Consider the following 23676-nt stretch of genomic DNA (forward strand, 5'->3'; position numbering starts at 1 on the left):
AATGCGGAGCATTCCGTTGTCGCAATTGCTGTCTCATATGCGGCTGTTCGATGGTCTGGAAGCCGAAGAACTGGCCGTGGTGGAAAAACTGGTGTTCGTGAATCGGGTCAAGGCGGGGGAAACCGCCTGCCGGGAAGGAGATCACAGCGACTTTGTCTGCTTCGTCGCCAGCGGTCATCTCGACATCATCAAGCATCACGCGGAGCAGGGCGAGGTGGTCATCGCACGGCTCAAGCCCGGTGATTCGCTGGGTGAGATGGCCCTGGTGGATCAACAACCCCGCTCCGCCACCGTGCGGGCGGTGGAGAACGCCGCTTTGGTGGTGCTGACCCGCAAAGGGTTTGAACAACTGCGCCGCCGACGCCCCCGGGCGGCGGCGGTGGTCATGGAGAACATCGCCTTGGTGCTGTGCACTCATCTGCGTCAGACCTCGTCCCGGCTGGCGCGCTTCATGCCGCCATTGGGTTAGGAGCGTGCTGAATACCCCGCAGGCGCGGCGTTTGCCGTTACCGTTGTTTCTCATCGCCCTGTTGCTGATCGCGCTGAATCTGCGCGTGGGCATCGTCGTGATCGGGCCCCTGGCCAATGGCATGGGGGAAGACCTGGCGCTCAGTGGTGGTGCTTTGGGACTACTGACCACGTTGCCGTTGCTGTGCTTTGGCGTGCTGTCGATCTTCTCGCCTCGTTTTGCCGAGCGCTGGGGGCTGGAGACGGTGCTGCTGACCGCGCTGTGGCTGCTGTTCCTGGGGTTGGTGTTGCGGCTGTTCGGCAGCTACTTCTGGCTGCTGGCGGGCACGGTGTTACTGGGTGCCGCCATCGCGGTGATGAATGTGCTGATTCCGAGCCTGGTGCGCGGCCGGTTTCCCCACAAAGTGGCGGCGCTGACCGCGCTCTATTCGGTCACCATGACTCTGGGGGCGGCTTCCGCCGCTGGCATGGCGGTGCCGGTACGGGATGCCTTCGGCGGCGACTGGCGTTATCCATTGGCGGGCTGCGCTCTGGTGGCCCTGGCCGGTGGCATCGGCTGGTGCTTCATGCTGCCATACCGGACTCCCGCCGCATCCGGCAAAGCGCCGTCATTGGGATTGTGGCGCAATCCCCGCGCCTGGGTGTTCAGTGTCTTCTTCGGTTTGCAAAGCCTGTTGTATTACAGCCTCACCGCGTGGCTGGCGACGGTGTTCGTCGATGCCGGCATGAGCGAGGCCCGGGCGGGGGAACTGCTGACGCTGTTCAATCTGTCCGGCATGCCCGCCAATTTTTGCGCGCCGCTGTTTTTTGCCCGGATGCCTAACCGGCGTCTGGCCATGATGTTATTACACGTGCCGCTGCTGATCAGTGTTCCGGCGTTAATGATCGCGCCAACCAGCCAGTCGGTACTGTGGGTGGTGCTGCTCGGCCTCGGGCAAGGTTCGATGATCAGTACCGGTTTGACGCTGATTGCCCTGCGTGGCGCGGATGCCCGGGCCGCTGCTGGCCTTTCGGGATTGTGCCAGTCCGTCGGCTATCTGCTGGCGGCCCTGGGGCCGGTGACCCTGGGACTGCTTCATGATGCCGCCGGTAACTGGCGAATACCGCTGGCGCTGTTGTCGGCCTTGCTGCTGGTGCAGTTTATTGCCGGTGTGCTGTCCGCTGACGGCGATCCGATCGGCTAGCGTTGGCCTCAACCGTTCGCTGCCAAGGCAGCTTCCCACAAAAGTAGCTACGCAGCCGCTGTGGGAAGCTGCCTTGGCAGCGAATCAGTGTAGCCAATCAATACAAAGGCGCGTTTCTTTCCAGATCGTTGAGCACGCCGAGAAAGCGCTTGCGCTCGCGCTTGAAGCGTTCACGTTGCTCCTGTTCAGCGGCGCCGGGATCGTCCAGGCGAGCCTTGATCAGATTGCGCGCCTGATTACGCAGGGCCTGACGATCCGCCTGCGGATAGAACTCAAGAATTTGCTGAATCACAGGCTCCACTTCCTTGGCTGAAGCGGCGGTCACGATCCGTTCGGTCCACTGCTGCAGGCGCTGCTGGCGTAACGGATCCTTGAGCGCGGCCAGGGCGGAGAGAATGGCATCGGTTTCGGCATCGCGAATCAAACGTCCGACGTACAGGGCGTGGCGGCGTTGAGCGTCGGCATTGGTGATGCGGCGGGCTTCTTCCAGCGCCCGCCGCAATGGATCGTTGAGCGGCAGCCGCGCCTGTTGCGCCGGTTTCAACGCCATGATGTCCAGCCCGGTCTGCTGCAGGTCCGTCATTTCCTGTTTGAGCTGCGTTTTGCTGGGAGGTAAGGGCTCGTTATACTCGGTCATTGTTTATGGGAGCCGGTCCGCCACGACACGAACGCTCCGCCATCAAGCTGAAGGAAACCCTAGTTTATGTCCGATCACCCCCGTCCGTCAGCCGATCTCGGCCCAAACCAGCTGAATGCGGCCAAGGACACCGTGGCTTTTGTACTGGAAGAAGCGCGCCGGCAGGGCGCCAGCAATGCGGAAGTCGGCTTGTCCCTGTCCCAGGGGTTGTCGGTGGATGTGCGCCTTGGCGAGGTGGAAACAGTCGAGTTCCACCGTGACCGGGGTGTCTCGGTGACGGTGTACTTCGGCCAGCGCAAGGGGCAGGCCAGCACTTCGGATGACCGCCGCGAAAGCCTCCGCGACGCGGTACGCGCGGCCTGCGCCATTGCCCGTCATACCGAGGAGGATCCTCATGCCGGGATCGCCGATGCCGGTTTGTTGGCGCCGCGGGTGCCGGATCTGGACCTGTATCATCCCTGGGCGCTGACCACCGACCAGGCCATTGAACAGGCTCAGCAGTGTGAGGCGGTGGCTCGCGACGACGCGCGTATCGTCAATTCAGAGGGCGCTTCGCTCAATACCGGCGCCAGCTTGTATGTATTGGGGACCAGCGCGGGCTTTCTGGATGGGTTCGCCGGCACCCATCACAGCCGCAGCTGCGCGGTGGTGGCTCAGGACGAGGCCGGCATGCAGCGGCAATTCTGGTACGATAGCGGCCGCCGGGCGGAGTTGCTGGCAAGCCCGGAGCAAGTGGGGGCAAAGGCCCGTGAGCGCACGCTGGCCCGTCTGGGAGCCGATGTGCCCGCCACCGGGGAATTCCCGCTGCTGTTCTCTCCGGAAATGGCCAGTGGCCTGATCAGCCATTTAATTGGCGCTATCAGCGGAGGCTCGCTGTATCGGCGCGCCTCTTTTCTGTGTGACGCGCTCGGTTCCCGGGTGCTGCCGGAAGGATTCCGTTTGGGAGAACGGCCGTTGATGCCGGCGGGTAATGGTTCCACCCCCTTCGACGGCGACGGTCTGCCCACCCGGGATCAGGATTTCATCGAGGACGGTGAGCTTAAAGGCTATGCGCTGGGGCTGTATGCGGCCCGCCGGCTGGGAATGTCACCTACCGGTAACGGAGGAGGAGTACATAACGTCATTCTGAGCGACACCGGGGAAAGCCGGGAAGCCTTGTTGCGCCGTTTGGGAACGGGAATTCTGATCACCGAGGTGATGGGACAAGGTGTGAACCTCGTCACAGGAGACTATTCTCGTGGCGCCGCGGGTTTTTGGGTGGAAAACGGTGTTATACAGAGACCACTGCAAGAGTTTACTATTGCCGGAAATCTGAAGGACATGTTCGGAGGTATTCTGGGCAGTGGCACGGATGTGGATCGAAGGGGGAATATCCACTGTGGTTCGTTACTGTTGTCGCCCATGAAAGTTGCCGGGCGCTAGTTTTTCGTCTTTCAGAATGACTATTGACTGTTTGGCTTAACCAAGGACAAGGAGCATACATTATGGAATCCAATAATCCATACCAGGGACCCAGCGCGGACGTGCTGGTGACGCAGGCGGGATCGGGAACGGTAGGGCAGGCACGGAAGCGGCCGGTGGGGAACGGCGGCGCCTGGTGGGCGCAGGCTTGGGGGATCGTGAGTCAGAACAAGCTGATGTGGGCACTGGCCACCTTTGTCTTCATGCTGATTTTCATGGCCATTGGTCTGATTACCGCGTTCATTCCGTTTATCGGCACGTTCATTCCCACCCTGTTCGCGCCGGTATTCATCGTCGGTTTGTATTTCATTGCCCACAGGGTACTTGAGCAAAACACGTTTTCCTTCGGCGATCTTTTCGTCGGCTTTTCCAATCAGACCGGGCCGCTGTTCATGGCCGGTCTGGCGCAGATCGTGGCGATGCTGGTCTTCGTTGTTTTGATTGGCATTCTTGGCGCACTGTTCTATGGCAGTGAACTGATGATGATGTTCAGTTCCTTCTCCGACCCCTACGCCGCGCCCATGATGAACCCGGCCTTTGGCTTCGCCAAGATGATTCTGTTCGGCCTGGTCTCTCTGTTGTTGATCATCCCCTACATGGCGGCGATCTGGTTCCAGGTGCCTTTGGTGTTCTTCGGGCACCGCAATGCGTTCGCGGCCATGGTGGAAAGCTTCACCGCGGTATTCCGCAACTTTTTGCCCCTGCTGTGGTACGGCATCATCGGCTTCCTGATTTTCCTGGTGCTGGGTATCGCGGTGGCGATTATTGTCGGAGTGATTACCGGAGTGCTCGGACAAGGCGTGATCAGCGGTATCCTGATGTTCGTCTTTGGTGTGGTGATGCTGTTGGTGATGTTGGTACTGATGGCGCTGTATTCCGCCACCATCTACTGTTCGTTCCGCGATATCTTCGAACTGGGCGAAGCCACGCCGCGGCAGCCTGACGCTGTCTGATTCGCTCTGCATGACATTGCCCGGTGCTGGCCATCGGGATTCTCGCCGGGCGGTTTGATACCGCCCGGCGTTCGTTTGAGGCCGTGAATGGCGAAAGGAGCAGCCATGGCGATCGTCGGAATTGATCTGGGTACCACCAACAGCGCCTGCGGTGTGTGGACCGGACAAGGCGTGGAGTTGATATCCAATCGGCTGGGGGACGTGCTGACACCGTCCGTGGTGGGCGTGGATGCCAGTGGAGAGATCATGGTTGGTCGCACCGCCCGTCAGCGGCTGATTCATCATAGCGACCGAACGGTGGCCGCGTTCAAACGCCTCATGGGCACCGACCACAAGGTGACTCTCGGCAATCAGCGTTTCAGTGCGACGGAGCTGTCTTCCCTGGTATTGCGTTCGCTCAAGGAAGACGCCGAGGCGCACTTGGGGGAGCCGGTGACGGAAGCAGTGATCAGTGTGCCGGCCTATTTCAACGACAATCAGCGCCACGCCACCAAACAGGCGGCGGAGCTGGCGGGGTTGACGGTGCGACGGCTGATCAATGAGCCCACCGCCGCGGCCATGGCCTATGGCCTGCACGAGAAGCAGGAAGGCCTGTTTTTGATTCTCGACCTGGGCGGCGGCACTTTCGATGTATCGTTGCTGGAATTCTTCGATGGTGTGATGGAAGTGCACGCCAGCGCCGGTGACAACTTTCTCGGCGGAGAGGATTTCGTCGATGCCATGATCGACGATGTGCTGGCCCGGCATGAACTGAGTCGGGACAGCCTGCCCGCCAGTGTCATGCAGAATCTGTATTTGCAGATGGAAGGCGCCAAGCGCCGGCTGGGTAATACCCAGACGCTCACTCTCAAGCTGGGGGACCGGGAAGTGATTCATGAGGTCACGCCGGAATGGTTCGCCGGTGTGGTCACGCCACTGCTGCTGAGGGTGAAGCACCCGATTGAGCGGGCGTTGCGTGATGCCAGTCTGCACCCGGACAAGGTGGATGATGTGGTCCTGGTGGGCGGGTCCACCCGCCTGGCCCTGTTCCGCTCCACCGTCGGCAAGATGTTCGGCCGGCTGCCATCCTGTCATCTGGACCCGGATACGGTCGTGGCGATGGGGGCGGCTATTCAGGCCGGTCTGCTGGAGCGGGGAGAGGGCCTGGATGACGTGGTGCTTACCGATGTCTGCCCCTACACGCTCGGCACGGGGGTGGTCAACGAGGACAACCCCAAGCTGGGGGATTACTTTCTGCCGATCATCGAACGCAATAGCGTGGTACCGATCAGCGTCGAGCGGCAGTTGTCCACCGCATCCGACAACCAGACCAAGATGAAGATTCTCATCTATCAAGGCGAAAATCGTCTGGTGGAGAAGAATGTCTACCTGGGAGAGTTGGGCGTCGCCGTGCCGAAAGGACCACGAGGACAGGAAAGCGTGACCGTCCGCTACAGCTACGACATGAATGGTCTTCTGGAGGTGGACGTGAAAGTTGAATCCACCGGCAAGACCTATTATCAGTTGATCGAACATACGCCCGGAGCCTTGAGCGAGGACGACAAGGCGAGATCCCTGGAACGTCTGGCCGCCTTGAAGTTCCACCCTCGAGACGGTGAGGAGAACCGGGCGCTGCTGGCCCGTGGCGAGCGGCTTTATGAGTCCAGCCTCGGGGAGCGCAGGGAGTGGGTCGCCGACTTGATGGGCCGATTCGAGCAGGTGCTGGATCGGCAGAATCCGCTGGACATTGCCCGGGCTCAAAAGAAGTTCAGGGAGGCCTTGGACAGTCTGGAAGGTGAGGACTGGTTCTGATGGGTCCCTGGCATGTCCTGGGGCTCGAGGCCACCGGGGATACCCGGGCGATCAAGCGTGCCTACGCGCGCTTGCTGAAAAGTACGCGCCCGGATGAGCATCCACGGCAATTCCAGGCTTTGCACGCCGCCTACAAACGTGCCCTGAGCCTTGCCGAGCAACATGCCCGTGCCGCTGATGCGGGGCCGGAAACGGCAACCGGGGAGCAAGCGGAAAGGAAGCCCGTTGCCACCGCCGCCGAGACTCTGCCGCCTTCGCCAGAGAGGCCGGAATGGCCAGCGTCGGTGGTTCCAGATGATCCGCTGGTGGCACCGGAGGAATCCGAGCCGGCGTTCCTGGATCAGCCTCCCCCGCCGGCGCGGGACCCGGAGCCGGCCTGGACCGCGGCACGGGAGCTGGAAGAACGGGAGCCGGAAGAAGACGAGCGGCTGGCGGCCAGTCGTGAGCACGAACGGCTGCTGATTCAGTGCCAGGCTCTTCTGGACCGGGAGGGGCAGCCGGCGGCGGAAACGGAATGGCGTTTTCTGGCCAGCAATCCCTGGATGTTGGACAGCGCCTTTCATCATGGTTTGGGCGATGCCCTGATGGCCCGGCTGGTGGAGCGGTCGCGGCAGCAAGAGGGCACACCTCCTCTGGATGCGGCCACTCTCGGTTATTTGAACAGCCTGTTCGATTGGGAGGGGCGTCGTGGTTTGTTGGCGGCCCGTTTTGGTGATGCCGCCATGGAGCGGGTGTTGGCGCCCCTGGACGCGAGCTCTTCCGGCGATCAGGCGTTATTGCGGGGGCTGCGTGGCGGCAAGGAGACGGTGCCGCCGGCGCGTCAGGCAAACGCCGAGCCGAAACCCGAAACCCTTTATTTCACCGGCATGACCTTACGCATGGTCGCCCTCGTCATCGACCTGCTGGTCCTGGCGGCGCTTCTGGTCATGCCGATATGGGTGGTGAGCATCATGGTGGCGGATTTCAACGGAACAGGTGGTGATATCCGTATTGAGTCGTTCATGAGCTTCTTTCTGGTGCTCGCCGTGCCGGCCTATTTGCTGATGGCGCTGGTAATGGAGGCCGGGCCCAGGCAGGCGACGCCGGGGAAACGGATGCTCGGGCTCAGGGTGACGAATCGGGAGTTTCAGCGGCTGCCCTTCCTGCACAATTTATGGCGGGTCATAGCGTTCGTGGTGGTCAATGCGCTGACCAGCAAGGTGGTGATCCTGGTGAACCTGTTCCTGAAAGGATACCTTCTGCACGATCGCGTCAGCCGCAGTTATGTCATCAACTGGGCGCGCAGTCAGAGGGAGGAGAAAGACGCGAAATGACGTCCTGTTCGCTGCCAAGGCAGCTTCCCACAGCAACTCCGTCGCGCTCTCTGTGGGAAGCTGCCTTGGCAGCGAATACAGCGCGATTTCATATCTCCAAGACCAATAGATGGCACGCCACTGGTCTGTGGACCGCTCCCGCGAACTTATTCCGCTTCGTCAAAGCGGCGGGCGAACAGGTCGGTCAGTTCCTCCATGGCCGGCTGTTCATCATCGCCGTCCACCCGCACCCTGAGGCTGGTGCCCTTGGCGGCGCCGAGGGTGAGCAGGCCCATGATGCTCTTGGCATCGATCCGGCGTTCGTTATGAAGCACTTGAATGGTGCAGCTGTAACGTGACGCCACACTGACCACCTTGGCGGCGGCGCGCGCATGCAGCCCCAGTTTGTTGATGATGGTGAGTTCCTTCTCGATCATCCCTCCAACTCCCGATGCCGCACATGCAAGGGAATGGCTTTATTGCGCAGGCGCTGGGCCAGCTGTTCGGCCAGATACACGGAGCGATGGCGGCCACCGGTGCAGCCGATGGCAACGGTAACGTAACTGCGGTCGTTGGCGGCGTAGCTGGGCAGCCAGCGAACCAGGAACTGGAAAATATCGTCGATCAAATCTTCGGTTTCCTGATGAGATTGCAGGAAGGCCGCCACCTCGTCGTCGCGACCGGTCAGAGCGCGCAGATCACCGTGCCAGTGGGGATTGGGCAGCATGCGCACGTCATAGACCAAATCGGCGTCGTTGGGTAAGCCATTCTTAAAACCGAACGACTGGATCAGCAACGAGAGGCGGACATTGCGGCCGGCGACCCGCTGACGGATCTGGTTGCGCAGGGAATGGACATCCAGGGTGCTGGTGTCGATCACCAGGTCCGCGCGCATACGGATGTCGGCGAGCAGTTCGGCTTCATAGGCGATGGCGTCGGCCAGGGTGCGATCATCGCCGCTGAGCGGGTGGGGGCGGCGAGTGGCGCTGAAGCGTTTGAGCAGGGTGCCGTGATCGGCGTCGAGAAAGATGATTTCCGTTTCCACCTGCAGCTTGCGTAACTCCGCCAGGGTGGAGGGGAACGCCAGCAGTTGTCTCGGCAGGTTGCGGGCATCGACCCCGACGGCGACCCGCTCCAGTACCCGGTCTTCATCATCCAACTGCCCGGCCAGTTGCGGCAGCAGACCCAATGGCAGATTGTCCACGCAATAATAGCCATGGTCTTCCAGTGCCTGTAGGGCTGTGGTTTTACCGGATCCGGACCGGCCGCTGAGAATGGTCAGTTTCATGGCGATTGCCGCTTTCTTCCCCCCAAAAGACGCCCGGGCCGGGGAAAACCGGCCGCGCGGGCCCTGTCGTAGCTTATGAAGCCAGGCGCAATTCGGCCTCGGACTCCACGGCGGTAATGTAAAGCTGGTGATCGTCCAGTGCCTGGCGCAGTTCACGCCGATAATCCTCGTCGTTGAACAGGTTGGCCAGGTGGCTCAGGGTCTTGAGGTGCTGCTCGGGATTTTGTTCAGGCACCAGCAGAACGAACACCAGATCCACCGGTCGGCCGTCCACGGCATCGAAGTCCACCGGTTCGGCCAGTTTCAGCAGCAGGCCCACCGCCTGCTCGCAGCGTCCGAGTCGGCAGTGGGGAATGGCGATACCTTCACCGATACCGGTGGAGCCCAGGCGCTCCCGGGCCACCAGTGCATCGAACACCTCCTGGGCTCCGAGGTCGCCGCAACTGGCCGCGGCCAGTTCGGCAACCTGATCCAGAAGACGTTTTTTGCTACCCACCTCGATACCGTTATGGGTGCGGTCCTCGGTGAGGAGTTCTCGTACTCGCATAGATCCGCTTAGTGACCGTGCTTGCGGCTCACGGTCTTCTCCTTGTGTTTGAGAATCTGACGATCCAGCTTGCTGGTCAGGGCATCAATAGCCGCGTACATGTCACCAGCCTCGGCGGTGGCGAAGACTTCGGCGCCGGAAATGTGGATGGTGGATTCCGCCTTGTGGGTCTTCGGCTCCGGAGACAGAATCACCTGAATACTGGTGATCTGGTCGAAGTGCCGTTCCAACTTGGAAAACTTGTCGTCCACATAGTCACGAAGGGCTTCGGTGATATCCAGGTGATGGCCACTGATGTTGATTTGCATAGCTGGCTCCTTTGCCTCGTTATTTAACCCTGGCCCCAGGCCCGGGTTACAAGCCGTTTCCCGCGTCGTCAAACCAGGCGTTTGCGAGCGCTGGAAGACGGGATTCGCATCGCCTCTCGATACTTGGCGACGGTCCGGCGCGCCACCTTGATCCCTTGCTCATTAAGCAAACTGGCCAGCTTATTGTCACTGAGCGGCTTGCGAGGGTTCTCGGCGGCGACCAGCTTCTTAATGATGGCACGAATGGCGGTGGAAGAACATTCACCGCCGCCTTCCGTGTCCACGTGACTGGAAAAGAAATATTTAAGCTCGAACACCCCGCGGGGGGTGAGCATGAACTTCTGATTGGTGACCCGGCTGATGGTGGATTCGTGCATTTCCACCGCCTCGGCGATATCGGCCAGCACCAGCGGTTTCATGGCTTCCTCGCCATAGTGGAAGAAGTCCTGCTGCACCTCGACGATGCGGCGCGCCACCTTCAGCAAAGTGTCGTTACGGCTCTGCAGGCTTTTCAGGAACCAGCGTGCCTCCTGCATGCAGTTGCGCAGGTACTGGCCGTCCTCGCCCTCGGTGCGGCGGGCCAGACGGGCGTATTGGGCGTTCAGGTTGACCTTGGGCAGTACCTCCTCGTTCAGTTCCACCCGCCAGCCGCCACGGAAAGGGCGCACCACCACGTCGGGCACCGCGTATTCCGCCACTTCGCCGCCGATGTGTTCGCCCGGGGCGGGGTCCAGGGTGCGCAGCAGCGCCAGGGCATCGAGGAGTTCGCCTTCCGTCACCCCCATGGCCCGGCGTAGCCCGGCATAGTCGTGCTTCTCCAATAGCGTGAGGTGCTCAAGCAGGGCAGTGGCGGTGTCCAGGTGTGGCGTGTCGGCGGCCTGCTGTCGCAGTTGCACGCCCAGGCACTCGGCCAGGTCACGGCAGGCCACACCGACCGGGTCGAATTGTTGCAGCCGATGCAGGACCGCCATCACTTCGTCTTCCTCCACCGGATCATCGGCGTCGGCGATTTGCCGCTCGGCGGTGCCGATCACATCATCCAGGGGCAGGGACAGGTAGCCGCGGTGGTCGAGGGCGTCGATGAGGATACCGGCGATGACGCGGTCCCGGTCGCTCATCGGGCTGAGATTGAGTTGCCAGAGCAGATGGTCCTGCAGGGTGACCGGAGCGACGTGGCGCTGCTGCCAGGCGTCGGCGTCATCGTCTTCGCCGCTGCCCGAGCCGGAACCGGACTGCCCCACATAGAGGTCGTCCCATTCGCTGTCGCTCTCCACCGGCCCTTCCACCAGATCGTCCAGGGCCTGGTCCCGTTCGAGGTCCATTTCCTCCGCTTCCCAATCCTCGTCGGCGGGGGAGTCATCCTCGGTATAGGTTTCGCCTCCCTCCTCGAGTTCCAGCAGGGGGTTGGTTTCCACGGCCTGCTGGATTTCCTGGCGCAGGTCCAGCGTCGACAGCTGCAGCAAGCGAATCGCCTGTTGCAGCTGCGGCGTCATGGTGAGTTGCTGGCCGATCTGGAGTTGTAGACTCGGTTTCATACTGCCTTGGTGGTCTGGTGAATCGCCAAGGCGGCAGAATAGCAGCGTCTTTCAACGCTTAGCAATCCATTTAAGCAATATGTATGCCAATGTTGAAATTGCAATTGAAAAAGAGTAAGGAGAATCGTGGTTCCTTCCAGTATGAAGAGAGTCACTGGTGTCCCGCGATTGTGGGGGCGGCCGCCATGGATGGCGGCTCCAAATGCCGGGTGTTGCCGGAGGGCGATGCCGGATCAAGTCCGGCATGACATTTTCAGGTCTTGGACTTGGCGTGCCAGCGTGTTGCGTGTAAGCGTGCCAGCAATTTATGGGGCGCCAGCGGCTCTCCTGATAAGTCAAAGCCGGAAGTCCGCACCCAGATAGACGTCGCGGACCTGCTGGTTGCCGAGGATGGTCTGGGAATCGCCCTCGGCGATGATGTGGCCGGCGCTGCAGATGTAGGCGGTATCACAGATATCCAGCGTTTCGCGCACGTTGTGGTCGGTGATCAGCACGCCGATGCCGCGATCCTTGAGGTGGCGGATAATGCCCTTGATGTCATTCACCGAGATCGGGTCCACCCCGGCGAACGGCTCATCCAGCAAAATGAACGCCGGGTCCGTGGCCAGGCCACGGGCGATTTCCGCCCGCCGCCGCTCACCGCCGGACAGGCTCATGCCCATGCTGTCGCGGATATGGGTAATGTGAAATTCCTCGAGCAGGTTGTTCAGTTCCTGCTCGCGCTCGGTTTTGCTCAGTTCCTTGCGGGTTTCGAGGATCGCCATGATGTTCTGCTCGACGGTCAGGCGGCGGAAGATGCTCGCCTCCTGGGGCAGATAGCCGATGCCACGCTTGGCGCGTCCGTGCATGGGCAGGTGGGTGATGTCCTCACCATTGATCTCGATGCGCCCGGCGTCCGCTTCCACCAGCCCGACGATCATATAGAAACAGGTAGTCTTGCCGGCACCGTTTGGGCCCAGCAGGCCGACGATCTGGCCCGCTTCCACCTCCAGGGAGACGTCCTCGATGACCCGGCGCCCCTTGTAGCTTTTGGCCAGTTGGCGGGCATTCAGTTTCGCCATGGTCAGGGGCTCTCCGTGTTGCTGGGGGGGCTCGCCGGCGTGGAGGCCGGGGTTTCGCTGGTGGGCGATTGGGTATTGTCATCGCCCTGATCCTGGCCGGTCTGCTTGCTTTGCGACGTTTCGTCGTCGCCATTCTGTGCCTGGGAGGCGTTCGTGGCCGGAATCACCAGCCGCACCCGTTTGTCGCCCTCGCTGCTGGCGTCCATGCGCCGGGAGTTGAGGTCGTATTCCACCCGTGCGCCCTCGAAGGTATTGCCCTGATGCTGCACATAGGCGTTGCCAGTGAGGATCAGGCGGCGGCGTTTGAGGTCGTAAACCAGCTTGTCGGCGTGGGCGTTCAGGTCCTTGCCTTCGCGCATGCGCACTGGACTGCCGGTGGCTTCCACTCGCACCAGTTGCTCATTCTCGGTGAACAGGCGCAAGACGTCGGCGTTGAGTTTGCGGTTGCCCTGAATCAGTTCGGCGTCGCCCCGGTATACGCCAGTGCCGGCGTCCCGTTCGAACACGGCCTGGTTGGCACTGACCTCCACCGGGCCTTCGGCGCCGGACTGGGCCACGGCCAGTGCCGGGACCAGGAGGGCGGCGGCCATGACCACGCGCAGGCGGCGCAGTGGGCCGTGCACCGGACCGTTAGGGCTTGGGTCCTTTGAATTCACTTACTACTCCTTGCTTGAGAGTCATGCGCCCGGTATCCAGATCCGCGTCCATGCTGCCCGCCCGGGTGCTGCCTTCGCTGTGTCGCATGGTGACGGTGTCCGGGGCGGAAACCTGGCGATCGCGGCTCAGGTAGTGCAGCTCCCGGGTGTCGAGGGTGACGCCGTTGTTCTTGCTGACCGCCTCGACATTGTTTTCGAACACGATCAGGTCACCGTTGTCGCGTACTTCACCATTGTCCGCCTGGATGGTCCACTGGTTGTTGCCGTTGTTCAGACTCAGGTCCGGGCCGGTGAGCAGCGTCAGCGCTTCACGTTCGTATTGTTCCAGGTTGTCGGCGAGAAGCCGGTATTCCACCTCGCCGCTGTCGCGATTGAACTGGCGGGCAACGATGTTTTCGGCGGTGATGGCCGGCGCGCTGAGGAACGCTTCGTTGTCGCCCTCCAGCGGGTTGCCCCACTCATGCAGCGTCATCATCACGATCAATCCCAGCAGAATGACGCCGCTGGCGCTGAGCAGGCCGGGCCGTCTCACTGCCCCTCCCGCAGCCGCAGCAGGCTGTCACACACTTCCCGCACCGCCCCTTCGCCACCACGGGCTTCGGTGACATGGCCGGCGGCGCTGCGGGCCACCGCGTGGGCGTTGGCCGGGGCGAAGCCCAGTCCGGCCCATTCCAGTGCCGGCACGTCGGGTTCATCGTCGCCCATGTAACCGATCTCGGCGGCGCTCAGGCCGAGCTGTTGTGCCAGCGCGGACAGGGCCACGCCTTTGTCCTCGCGGCCCTGGATCACGTGCTTGATGCCCAGGTCCCGGGCGCGGCGGGCCACCATGGCGGAGTCGCGGCCGGTGATGATGGCCAGGGTCACGCCACTGGCCGCCAGTTTTTTCAGCCCATGGCCATCCAGGGTGCTGAAGGTTTTCAGTATCTCGCCATCCGGACCGTAATAGAGGCGGCCATCGGTCATCACGCCATCCACGTCGAAAGCCATCAGGCGCAGGCGCAGAGCCTGTTCCGGTTTTACCCCGAGCGTCATTACATTACCCCCGCGCGCAGCAGATCCTGGGTGTTGAGTGCGCCGATCGGACGCTGCTGGTCATCACAAATGATCAGACCGTTCACCTTGCGCGTCTCCATCAGTTGCAATGCCTCCGCCGCCAGACGGCCAGGCTGGATGGTGACCGGGCGTGGTGACATGACGTCGCGAATGCCGGCGACACGGACATCGACGCCATTCTCCAGAGTGCGGCGCAGATCGCCATCGGTAAAGATGCCAATCAGTTTGCCGTCGTCGTTCACCACCGTGGTCATGCCCAGGCCCTTGCGGGTCATTTCCAGCAGCGCATCGGTCAGTGGGGTGCTGGCGTTGACCACCGGCAACTGTTCCTCGCCGTGCATGACATCGTCCACTTTGAGCAGCAACCGGCGTCCCAGGCTGCCGCCGGGATGGCTGAGGGCGAAATCCTCCGGGGTGAACCCGCGCGCCTCCAGCAGCGCTATGGCCAGGGCATCGCCCATGGCAAGAGCGGCGGTGGTGGAGGAGGTGGGCGCCAGATTGTGCGGGCAGGCCTCTTCCTTAACCGCCACGTTCAAATGAACATCGGATAACTGGGCCAGGGAGGATTCCGGGCGGCCGGTCATGCTGATCAGCCCGCTGCCTTTGCGCTTGATCACCGGGATGATGGTCAGCACTTCCTGGGTCTCGCCGGAGTTGGAGAGTGCCAGCACCACGTCTTCACTGGTGATCATGCCCAGATCGCCATGGGATGCTTCGCCCGGATGCACGAAAAACGACGGGCTGCCAGTGCTGGCCAGGGTGGCCGCCAGCTTGGTGCCGATATGGCCACTTTTGCCCATGCCGGTGACGATGATGCGACCGGTGCAGGCGAGCAGGCGCTCGCAGGCGTTTTCGAAATCCTTATCCACGCGCGCACTGAGCGCGGCCACCGCCTGGGCTTCCTCGTCCAGTACACGGCGCGCGGTGGCGATGAAGTTGTAAGGCATGGAATCTCCCTTCACGGTCGCGGCCCGGTCCGCTGCCAGGATTTGTCGGCGGAGCCTGATGAAGCCGCCGATTATACACCGGCATCCATCAGGCTGCGCCAGAGCACCGTCAAATAGACCGCGTATCCGCCGAACAGTGCCAGACCGGTGCCACGCCCCAGAGGGCGGCGCACCGCCAGCGCCATGCCGAAGGCCATGATCAGGGTCAGCAGTACCAGTGTCGTGTAGTCGCGATCCAGCAGAGCGGGATCGGCCAGTGCGCCGGGGCCAAGCAGGGCGGGCATCGGCAGTACCATCAGCAAATTGAGAATGTTGGAGCCGAGCACATTGCCCAGGGCCAGATCGCCGTGCCCGCGACGGGTGGCCGCCAGGCAGGTGGCCAGTTCCGGCAGGCTGGTGCCAAGCGCCACCAGGGTCAGGCCGATCAGGGCTTCGCCGACACCCATATGCCGGGCTACTTCCGTGGCGCCCCAGACCAGTGTCCGGGCGCTGATCAGAAGCAGCACCAAACCACCAAGAAACAGCAGCAGGTCGTGACGCCGGCTCCGATCCCGTTGTGACGGTGGCGGCTGTGGTGGTGATGTTTTGCGGTGCCACGTTATCAGTGCCAGCGTCGCCAGGCCAAGGAGCAGGACCACGCCGTCGGTGCGGGTCAGGTGGCCGTCGATCAGCACCACTCCGGCCAGGGCCGTGACCAGCAAGCAAGCGCTCAGCACCTGCCGGCGGCTGTGGTCGGGGCAGGGCACGGGGCGCCACAGCAGAGTCAGTGCGAGCACCAGTCCCAGATTGGCGATGTTTGAACCCAGCGCATTGGCCACGCCAAGGGCGGAACTTCCGCTCAGGGCGGCGGTGGCGGAGACCAGGACTTCCGGCGCCGAGGTGCCGAAGGCGACCAGCGTCAGACCCACCAGTGCCCGGGACAGCCCGAAATCCTGGGCCAGGCCGGCGGCGCCGGTGACAAAACGGTCGGCGCTCCAGGAAAGTACTGCCAGGGCGATCAGGCTGGCCAGAAGGGCAGCAAGCATGGAACCTCCGTTGTCAAAAGCCGTCAAATCGTGCAAGAGCCGTGGCGCGCGCGGAACCCGCGCGTGTAGGATGCGGTGAGTTTGCCGGAACCATCAACACCGGATCATCGAACGACCAGGGAGCGAGTGCATGACTTATCCGAAACAGCTGTTTTCCTTCATGGCGGCCGTATTGCTGCTGTTGACCGCCGGTCTCGCGCAAGCGGAACAGGATCCGCGCCAGCTGGTGGAACAGACCGTCGAGCGCATGACCAAGCGCATCGATGGGGAGCGCCAGAAGCTCAACAACGACCCCCAGTACGCCCGCGAACTGGTGCGCGAGGAACTGGGCGATCTGGTGGACTTCAAGCGGATTACCCGAGTGGTGATGGGGGATTATTTCGACCAGGCCTCCCGGGATCAGAAGTACCGTTTCCTGGAGGTGTTCGAGAACAGTCTGGTGAACACTTACGCCTCCGGGGTAACACTGTACGACGGCCAGAAGATGAAAGTCCTGCCTTTGCGCGAGGAAGACCGCCGTGGCAACTATGCGCGCGTGCGCATGGAGTTCTCCACCAACTCAGGCCAGGTGGTGCCGATCTTCTTTACCCTGTTCCTGGACGGTGGCCAGTGGCGTGTGGTCAATGTTTATGTCAATGGGCTTGATCTGAGCCAGGTCTACAAGCAGCAGTTCGCCCAGTCCATGCAACAGCACAAGGATATGGACACGGTCATCGCCAACTGGTCCGCCGCCGATGTGGCCGACGAGGTCGAGAACAAGGCCAACGTCAACTGATTCCCGCCTTTCTGATTGTCTTCCGCCGCGGGGCCGGCATGGCAAGGCCCCGCGCCGTCGCGTATTATTGCCGGTTCATTCGAATGAGGAGCTCCCATGAATCCGGAAGACGTGAAGGCGCTGGTGGAAGCCGGCTTCGACGATGCCGAGGTGGCGGTGGACGGCGGCGGTGACCGCTTCCTGATCCGCGTGGTGTCCGATGCCTTCGAAGGCCTGATGCCGGTGAAAAAGCAGCAACTGGTCTATGGCTGCATTAACCAGGCAATCGCCGACGGCACCATTCACGCCGTAAGCATCCAGACCTATACCCGGGCCGAGTGGGAAAAAGCCCAGAAGATGGGGTTGGCCTGAGCCCCGGGCGGCCCGCCATTTGCCTTTATCAACAGGCTCTAAGAGATCCGCATGGACAAACTGAAGATTACCGGTGGACAGCGCCTGGACGGCGAGATCCGCATTTCCGGCTCCAAGAACTCATCGTTGCCGATTCTTGCCGCCACCTTGCTGGCCGACGAGACCGTCACCGTAGGTAACCTGCCGCATTTGCAGGACGTCACTACCCTGATCGAGCTGCTTGGCCGGATGGGAGTGCATGTGGTGCTGGATGACCACATGAACGTGGCGGTGAACCCCACCGGTATCCGCGAATTCACCGCGCCCTATGAGCTGGTGAAAACCATGCGCGCCTCGATTCTGGTACTGGGACCGTTGGTGGCGCACTTCGGTCGCGCCGAGGTGTCCCTGCCCGGCGGTTGTGCCATCGGCTCGCGGCCGGTGGACATTCATCTCAAGGGGCTCGAAGCCATGGGCGCTGAGATCGAGGTGATGAACGGCTACATCTCCGCCCAGGTTCAGGGCCGCCTCAAGGGCGCCCGCATCGTCATGGATACCGTGACGGTGACCGGTACCGAGAATCTGTTGATGGCCGCCGCCCTGGCCGAGGGCACCACGGTGCTGGAAAACGCCGCGCGCGAGCCGGAAGTCGTGGACCTGGCCAACTTCATCAATCGCATGGGCGGCAAGATCACTGGCGCGGGCACCGATACCATCGTGGTGGAAGGGGTTGCCTCGCTGGGCGCCTGTCACCATGACGTGATCTCCGACCGTATCGAGACCGGCACCTACCTGATCGCCGCCGCCATCACCGGTGGCCGGATCAAGACCAAGAACACCGATCCGGCCCTGCTGGATTCGGTGTTGCAGAAACTGCGTGAGGCCGGCGCCTTGATCGAAACGGGGGAGGACTGGATCAGCCTTGATATGGAGGGCCGGCGGCCGCAAGCGGTCAGTCTGCGCACCGCGCCTTATCCGGCCATGCCCACCGATATGCAGGCCCAGTTCATGGCCATGAACACGGTGGCCGAAGGCACCGGCACCATCGTCGAGACGGTGTTCGAGAACCGCTTCATGCACGTGCAGGAACTGAATCGCATGGGCGCCCATATCGAAGTGCAGGGTAATACCGCCATTTGTCGTGGTGTCGAGTCGCTGACCGGTGCTCCGGTGATGGCCACCGACCTGCGCGCCTCTGCTTCCCTGGTGATCGCCGGCCTGGTGGCCAAGGGCGATACCCTGGTGGACCGGATCTACCACGTCGACCGGGGCTATGAGTGCATCGAGGAAAAACTGCAATCCCTGGGGGCGACCATTCGTCGTGTCCCCTCCTGACCGTGAAGCCATGAGCCAGAAACCGCTGATCATTGCCCTTTCCAAGGGCCGTATCCTCAAAGACACGCTGCCTCTGCTGAAAGAGGCGGGCATTGAAATGACCGAGGATCCGTCCGCCTCGCGCAAACTGATCTTCGACACCACCCGCGAAGACGTGAAGATCATCGTTATTCGCGCCACCGACGTGCCGCCCTACGTGCAGCATGGCGGCGCCGACATCGGCGTGGCCGGCAAGGACGTGTTGATGGAGCACGGCGCGGACGGTCTGTTCGAGCCACTGGACCTGGAGATCGCCCGCTGCAAGCTGATGGTGGCGGCACTCAAGGACGCGCCGCCAGTGAGCGGCCGCCTGCGAGTGGCGACCAAGTTCGTCAATGTGGCGAAAAGCTACTTTGCCCAGCAGGGCCGCCAGGCGGAGGTGATCAAACTGTACGGGGCCATGGAACTGGCGCCGCTGGTGGGGCTGGCGGACCGTATCGTGGACATCGTCGATACCGGCAACACCCTGCGCGCCAATGGCCTTGAACCCACTGAAATGATCGCCACTATTTCTTCCCGGGTGGTGGTCAACCGGGCCAGCATGAAGACCCGCCACGGCCAGATTCAGGAGATCCTGGATCAGGTGGCGAAAGCGGTGGCGGCGCGACGGGAGTAATGACATGAAAACCAACTGGCTGGACGCCGGCGACAGCGATTTCGTCGAGCGCCTGACCGCGCTCACCGCCTGGTCGGACGAACGCGACGAGGAAGTCGCCGAGCGTGTGCGTGGCATCCTCGGGGATGTGGCCCGGCGTGGCGACGAAGCGGTGATCGAGTACACCAACCGGTTCGACCGCCGGCAGGTGACGTCCATGGCCGAGCTGACCGTGGATCGGGAGCAGTTGCTGGCCGCCCTGGAGCGCATTCCCGCCGAACTGCGGGACGCTCTGCGGGCCGCCGCCGATCGGGTGCGCGCCTACCACGAAAAGCAGAAGCAGGACTCCTGGCAGTATCGGGACGAGCACGGTTCCCTGCTGGGTCAGCAAGTCACGCCGTTGGACCGGGTCGGCATTTATGTGCCCGGCGGCAAGGCCGCCTATCCCAGCTCGGTGCTGATGAATGCGCTGCCGGCCCATGTGGCCGGAGTGGGCGAAATCGTCATGGTCAGCCCGGCGCCGGATGGCGAGTTGAACGATGTGGTGCTGGCGGCGGCGGCGGTGGCCGGCGTCGAGCGCTTCTTTTCCCTGGGCGGCGCCCAGGCCGTGGCGGCCCTGGCCCACGGCACGGAAACGGTGCCGGCGGTGGACAAGATCGTCGGGCCTGGCAACATTTATGTGGCGGAAGCCAAGCGCCAGGTATTCGGCAAGGTGGGCATCGACATGATCGCCGGCCCGTCCGAGATTCTGGTGGTGTGCGACGGCAAAACCGATCCCGAGTGGATCGCCATGGATCTGTTTTCCCAGGCCGAACACGACGAGGAAGCGCAGTCGATTCTGGTCAGCCCGGACGCGGAATTCCTCAAGCGGGTGGACGCCGCCATGGATCGCCTGGCGCCGACCCTGGAGCGGGAAGGCATCATCCGCACTTCCATGGCCAATCGGGGCGCCCTGATTCAGGTGGCGGATCTGGATCAGGCCCTGGACGTGGTCAATCGCGTCAGTCCCGAGCACCTGGAATTGTCCATGGACGATGCCGAGAGCTGGGCGCGCAAGGTGCGCCATGCCGGCGCCATTTTTCTCGGCCGTCATACGCCGGAGGCATTGGGGGACTACTGCGCCGGCCCCAATCACGTGCTGCCGACCAGCGCCACCGCCCGGTTCTCCTCACCGCTGGGCGTGTACGATTTCCAGAAGCGCAGTTCGTTGATCGGCTGCTCGCCGGAGGGCGCCAACGAGTTGGGGCGCATTGCTTCCGCTCTGGCTCGCGGCGAGAGTCTGACCGCTCACGCGCGCAGCGCCGAATACCGCATCAAGAAGGATTAACGTCGTGGGGAGTGGCCCGGTCCGCTCCCATGACAGGATCAACGCACCGTAGGAGCGGTCCAGCGACCGCGATGGGTTATGAGCAAATTCTGGAGTCCGTTCGTTCGCGATCTCGAGCCCTATGTGCCCGGTGAACAGCCGAAGATGGCCAATCTGGTCAAGCTGAACACCAACGAGCACCCGCTGGGGCCCTCGCCGAAAGTGCTGGACGCTATCCGGGCGCAAGCGGATGATCGTCTGCGCCTGTACCCGGATCCGCGCAGCACCGAGCTGTGCGAGGCCATTGCCGACTATTATCGGGTCAAGCCGGAGCAGGTGTTTGTCGGTAACGGCTCCGACGAAGTGCTCGCGCACATATTCATGGGGCTGTTTCGCCAGTCCCGGCCGTTGCTGTTCCCCGACATTACCTACAGCTTTTACAAGGTCTATTGCGGGTTGTATGGCATTGATTACCAAACCGTGCCGTTGGGCCAGGGTGACCTGTCCATCCGGTTGACCGATTACGATGCCGTTAATGGCGGTATCATCTTCCCCAACCCCAATGCGCCCACCGGCCGCTTGCTGCCGCTGGCGGACATCGAGGCGCTGCTGCGGCGCAACACCGAGTCGGTGGTGGTGGTGGACGAAGCCTATATCGACTTCGGTGGTGACAGTGCCATCGCCTTGATCGATCGCTATCCGAATCTGCTGGTGACCCAGACCCTGTCCAAGTCACGCTCCCTGGCCGGCTTGCGTATCGGCCTGGCGGTGGGGGACGAAGCACTGATCGAAGGGCTTACCCGCATCAAGGACAGCTTCAATTCCTATCCGCTGGACCGGTTGGCGGTCGCCGCCGGCAAGGCGGCTTTCGAGGACGACGCCTGGTTCCGCCAGGGGCGGGACCAGGTGATGGAGCAGCGCGACTGGTTGACTGGACAGTTGGCCGAGCGTGGCTTCGACACCCTGCCTTCCGCCGCCAACTTTGTCTTTACCCGCCACCCCGATCATCGCGGCGCCGATCTGGCCCGCGGCCTGCGCGAGCAGGGTGTGATCGTGCGGCACTTCGGCAAGCCCGAGCGCATCGCCGATTATCTGCGCATCACCATCGGCAACGCGAAGCAGAACCAGACACTGGTGGCCGCGCTGGACCGGTTGCTATAACCTGCCAGACATCACCCTGTTTGGTCATAGAGACGTTTAGCCATACTCTCGTTTAGTCATACTCTCGTTTAGTCATACAAGGACGCCATGATGAGACGCCTGCTGTTGCCCGCGTTGGTCGCGGGCCTGTGTCCTCCCGCGGCGCTTGCCGCGGTCTTCCCCGTCACCGCTCCGGTTACCGAGGTGGTGTTGTTTCCCGCTCAGGCCGAACTGACCCGTTCGTTACGCCAGTCATTGCCGGCCGGACAGCATCAACTGATCATTTCCGGCTTGCCGGAACTGGATCTGGACCGCCTGCAACTCGAGGTCAACGGGGCACTGCTTGAAGGCGTCCAGCGCCGCCGGGAAAGTAACGCCGAGGATGTTTCCGAGCGCCGCCAGGCATTGGATGAACAAATCGCCGCGCTGGAGCGCCGCCTCCAGGAAGCCGGCACCGCCGACCGACTCGATCAGGAGCAGATTCAGCAGTTGCAATCCCTGCTCGGACAGGCGCCGCAAGGGCCAGCGCTGTACGGCGAAGTACCGGTGGAAAAGTGGTCCAGTGCCTGGGCCCAGATCCGTGAAGCGGTGAATCAGCGCCAGACCGCGATCAATGAGCGGGCGGCGCAACGGCCGGACTGGCAACGGCAACTGCAAGCGCTGCAACAGCAACGCTTACAATTGGGCCAGCAACAGCAGCAACGCCAGGTGCTGGTGGTGGATCTGGTCGCCGAGCAGGCCGGCACCGCCGACCTGGCCTTGCGCTACTACACCCACCAGGCCGGCTGGAGCAATCAACTGCAAGCCAACCTGAACAGTGGTGCCGAACAGATCGCCCTGAACGCCTATGCCGAGGTTCGCAATGGCACCGGCGAGGATTGGCGTGATGTCAAAGCCACTCTGGGGCTGCTGCCGTCGGGATACCGGTCATTACCGGAGCCGACGCCGTGGATTGTCGGTCTGGCCCGGCCGCGCCCGGAGCGCGACCGTTTCGCACGGGCGGTGATGGCGGAGCCCGTGGCGGAAATGGCGGATATGGCGAGTTCCAGCCTTAAGAAGGGCGCCGCGGCCCCGGCCCCGACACCGCAGCCGGTGGCCCACGGGTTTGATATGCGGGTGCCACTGGACGCGCCGCTGTCCCTGGCCAGCGATGGCAGCACCGCCCGTATCGCCTATCAGGATGCGGTGGTACCGGTGACCCTGAGCCGCGAAAGCTACCTGTGGCAACAACCCGCGGTGCTGTTGGTGGGGGAGTGGAAAAACAGCAGCGGCGTGCCCTGGCTGAGCGGTCAGGTGACGGTGCTGCGTGACGGGCAGCGACTCTCCAGCTACGGCCGCGCGGCAGGCATTCAACTCGGAGAAACGGTGCGGATGAGTTTTGGTGACGACCCCCGGTTGCGGGTGGAAGTGGTCACCGAACCCGCCAGCCGGGGCGAAGCCGGCCTGATCAGCAAGGAGAACACGCTTACGGTGACGCGCGGCATCACCGTGTCCTCGAGCTACGATAGGCCCGTGGACGTGGTGTTGTACGACCGTCAACCGGTGCCCAATGACGATCGCATCAAGCTGGAGGCCACCGGGGCCGAACCGGATCAGAGCAACGTCCGCGATATCAAGGGGCTGATGGCCTGGGAACGCACCGTGTCCGCGGACAAGGAGACGCGCCTGGAGCATGGCTTCCAGCTGCGTTATCCCACCGATATGGATTTGCTCGGAGTGGAAGGCCTGCCGCGCTAGGCGGCAGGTGGGAATGCTAGGGGGCGGATTCGCTGCCAAGCGGAGCGCCGCCCGGACATCTTCCCACAGAGGGCGCTACGGAGCCACTGTGGGAGATTCTATGTTGGAGATCAAGCGATTTGGCCCTCCGATTGATAGAGGGTTTTGTGCTTCATCAGGGCAAAGGCGATACGAGCGAGTTTGCGGGCGAGTATGACCAAGGCCTGGGTTTTC

Annotated in this window: 25 protein-coding genes; 13 read left to right on the forward strand and 12 right to left on the reverse strand. The window is 62.5% G+C overall.

The features are described from left to right. The first annotated feature begins 1 nt into the window (after window position 1). Window positions 2–469 (forward strand): cyclic nucleotide-binding domain-containing protein, encoded by a 468-nt coding sequence (locus E0L37_RS14475; RefSeq protein WP_201303683.1) that lies wholly within the window; start codon window positions 2–4, stop codon window positions 467–469. 4 nt (window positions 470–473) lie between these two features. Then, entirely contained in the window at window positions 474–1652 is a 1179-nt protein-coding gene (locus E0L37_RS14480) for an MFS transporter (protein WP_133492428.1), read from the forward strand. Window positions 1653–1749: 97 nt separating this feature from the next. On the opposite strand, the gene yjgA is transcribed toward E0L37_RS14480, so the two are convergent. After that, entirely contained in the window at window positions 1750–2289 is a 540-nt protein-coding gene (gene yjgA / locus E0L37_RS14485; protein WP_133492429.1) for a ribosome biogenesis factor YjgA, read from the reverse strand. Window positions 2290–2355: 66 nt separating this feature from the next. Between yjgA and pmbA the strand changes: the two genes are divergently transcribed. From pmbA to E0L37_RS14505, 4 genes are all read left to right on the forward strand, one after another. Then, complete coding sequence (gene pmbA / locus E0L37_RS14490) at window positions 2356–3711, forward strand: metalloprotease PmbA (RefSeq protein WP_133492430.1); 1356 nt, start codon at window positions 2356–2358, stop codon at window positions 3709–3711. Between the two features lie 62 nt (window positions 3712–3773). Then, the gene (locus E0L37_RS14495) at window positions 3774–4703 is read left to right on the forward strand and encodes a BPSS1780 family membrane protein (protein ID WP_133492431.1); all 930 of its coding nucleotides are present in this window, start codon (window positions 3774–3776) and stop codon (window positions 4701–4703) included. 105 nt (window positions 4704–4808) lie between these two features. Further along, window positions 4809–6494, forward strand: a complete 1686-nt coding sequence (locus E0L37_RS14500; RefSeq protein ID WP_133492432.1) for a molecular chaperone HscC — start codon at window positions 4809–4811, stop codon at window positions 6492–6494. Next, a complete protein-coding gene (locus E0L37_RS14505; RefSeq protein WP_133492433.1) occupies window positions 6494–7807 on the forward strand; it encodes an RDD family protein in 1314 nt (437 codons plus the stop codon). The genes E0L37_RS14500 and E0L37_RS14505 overlap by 1 nt, the downstream gene beginning before the upstream one ends. 146 nt (window positions 7808–7953) lie before the next feature. On the opposite strand, the gene E0L37_RS14510 is transcribed toward E0L37_RS14505, so the two are convergent. The 11 genes from E0L37_RS14510 to E0L37_RS14560 form a co-directional block, all read right to left on the reverse strand. After that, window positions 7954–8223: an HPr family phosphocarrier protein gene (locus tag E0L37_RS14510; protein WP_133492434.1), complete on the reverse strand. Its 270-nt coding sequence runs from the start codon at window positions 8221–8223 to the stop codon at window positions 7954–7956. Next, entirely contained in the window at window positions 8220–9074 is an 855-nt protein-coding gene (gene rapZ, locus E0L37_RS14515) for an RNase adapter RapZ (RefSeq protein ID WP_133492435.1), read from the reverse strand. Before rapZ ends, E0L37_RS14510 begins: the two co-directional genes overlap by 4 nt. 73 nt (window positions 9075–9147) lie before the next feature. Further along, window positions 9148–9621: a PTS IIA-like nitrogen regulatory protein PtsN gene (gene ptsN / locus E0L37_RS14520; protein ID WP_133492436.1), complete on the reverse strand. Its 474-nt coding sequence runs from the start codon at window positions 9619–9621 to the stop codon at window positions 9148–9150. An 8-nt stretch (window positions 9622–9629) separates the two neighbouring features. Beyond that, window positions 9630–9929 carry a ribosome hibernation-promoting factor, HPF/YfiA family gene (hpf, locus tag E0L37_RS14525; RefSeq protein WP_133492437.1) on the reverse strand — a complete coding sequence of 100 codons (300 nt, stop codon included), beginning with the start codon at window positions 9927–9929 and terminating at the stop codon, window positions 9630–9632. 68 nt (window positions 9930–9997) lie between these two features. Continuing rightward, window positions 9998–11464, reverse strand: coding sequence for an RNA polymerase factor sigma-54 (locus E0L37_RS14530; RefSeq protein WP_133492438.1), 1467 nt, complete (start codon window positions 11462–11464; stop codon window positions 9998–10000). 335 nt (window positions 11465–11799) lie between these two features. After that, the gene (lptB, locus tag E0L37_RS14535) at window positions 11800–12525 is read right to left on the reverse strand and encodes an LPS export ABC transporter ATP-binding protein (RefSeq protein ID WP_133492439.1); all 726 of its coding nucleotides are present in this window, start codon (window positions 12523–12525) and stop codon (window positions 11800–11802) included. Between the two features lie 2 nt (window positions 12526–12527). Further along, complete coding sequence (gene lptA / locus E0L37_RS14540) at window positions 12528–13181, reverse strand: lipopolysaccharide transport periplasmic protein LptA (protein ID WP_236563948.1); 654 nt, start codon at window positions 13179–13181, stop codon at window positions 12528–12530. Then, a complete protein-coding gene (gene lptC, locus E0L37_RS14545; RefSeq protein WP_133492440.1) occupies window positions 13156–13713 on the reverse strand; it encodes an LPS export ABC transporter periplasmic protein LptC in 558 nt (185 codons plus the stop codon). Before lptC ends, lptA begins: the two co-directional genes overlap by 26 nt. After that, window positions 13710–14213, reverse strand: coding sequence for an HAD family hydrolase (locus E0L37_RS14550; RefSeq protein ID WP_133492441.1), 504 nt, complete (start codon window positions 14211–14213; stop codon window positions 13710–13712). Before E0L37_RS14550 ends, lptC begins: the two co-directional genes overlap by 4 nt. Next, window positions 14213–15181 carry a KpsF/GutQ family sugar-phosphate isomerase gene (locus tag E0L37_RS14555; RefSeq protein WP_133492442.1) on the reverse strand — a complete coding sequence of 323 codons (969 nt, stop codon included), beginning with the start codon at window positions 15179–15181 and terminating at the stop codon, window positions 14213–14215. Before E0L37_RS14555 ends, E0L37_RS14550 begins: the two co-directional genes overlap by 1 nt. A 71-nt stretch (window positions 15182–15252) precedes the next feature. Then, window positions 15253–16206, reverse strand: a complete 954-nt coding sequence (locus E0L37_RS14560; protein ID WP_133492443.1) for a calcium/sodium antiporter — start codon at window positions 16204–16206, stop codon at window positions 15253–15255. A 130-nt stretch (window positions 16207–16336) separates the two neighbouring features. Here E0L37_RS14560 and E0L37_RS14565 point away from each other — a divergent pair, with 130 nt between their 5' ends. From E0L37_RS14565 to E0L37_RS14595, 7 genes are all read left to right on the forward strand, one after another. Then, on the forward strand, window positions 16337–16981 hold the full coding sequence (locus tag E0L37_RS14565; protein WP_133492444.1) for a phospholipid-binding protein MlaC: 645 nt from the start codon (window positions 16337–16339) through the stop codon (window positions 16979–16981). A gap of 96 nt (window positions 16982–17077) precedes the next feature. After that, entirely contained in the window at window positions 17078–17332 is a 255-nt protein-coding gene (locus E0L37_RS14570) for a BolA family protein (protein WP_014995896.1), read from the forward strand. 51 nt (window positions 17333–17383) lie between these two features. Continuing rightward, entirely contained in the window at window positions 17384–18646 is a 1263-nt protein-coding gene (murA, locus tag E0L37_RS14575; RefSeq protein ID WP_133492445.1) for a UDP-N-acetylglucosamine 1-carboxyvinyltransferase, read from the forward strand. A 10-nt stretch (window positions 18647–18656) separates the two neighbouring features. Continuing rightward, a complete protein-coding gene (gene hisG, locus E0L37_RS14580; protein WP_133492446.1) occupies window positions 18657–19301 on the forward strand; it encodes an ATP phosphoribosyltransferase in 645 nt (214 codons plus the stop codon). A 4-nt stretch (window positions 19302–19305) separates the two neighbouring features. Beyond that, the gene (gene hisD, locus E0L37_RS14585) at window positions 19306–20607 is read left to right on the forward strand and encodes a histidinol dehydrogenase (RefSeq protein ID WP_133492447.1); all 1302 of its coding nucleotides are present in this window, start codon (window positions 19306–19308) and stop codon (window positions 20605–20607) included. 78 nt (window positions 20608–20685) lie between these two features. Continuing rightward, on the forward strand, window positions 20686–21747 hold the full coding sequence (hisC, locus tag E0L37_RS14590; RefSeq protein ID WP_133492448.1) for a histidinol-phosphate transaminase: 1062 nt from the start codon (window positions 20686–20688) through the stop codon (window positions 21745–21747). 87 nt (window positions 21748–21834) lie between these two features. Next, the gene (locus tag E0L37_RS14595; protein WP_236563947.1) at window positions 21835–23463 is read left to right on the forward strand and encodes a DUF4139 domain-containing protein; all 1629 of its coding nucleotides are present in this window, start codon (window positions 21835–21837) and stop codon (window positions 23461–23463) included. Window positions 23464–23676 lie beyond the last annotated feature (213 nt).

This window comes from Alcanivorax sp. 24 (genome assembly GCF_004360225.1).
Taxonomy (GTDB): Bacteria; Pseudomonadota; Gammaproteobacteria; order Pseudomonadales; family Alcanivoracaceae; genus Alloalcanivorax; species Alloalcanivorax xiamenensis.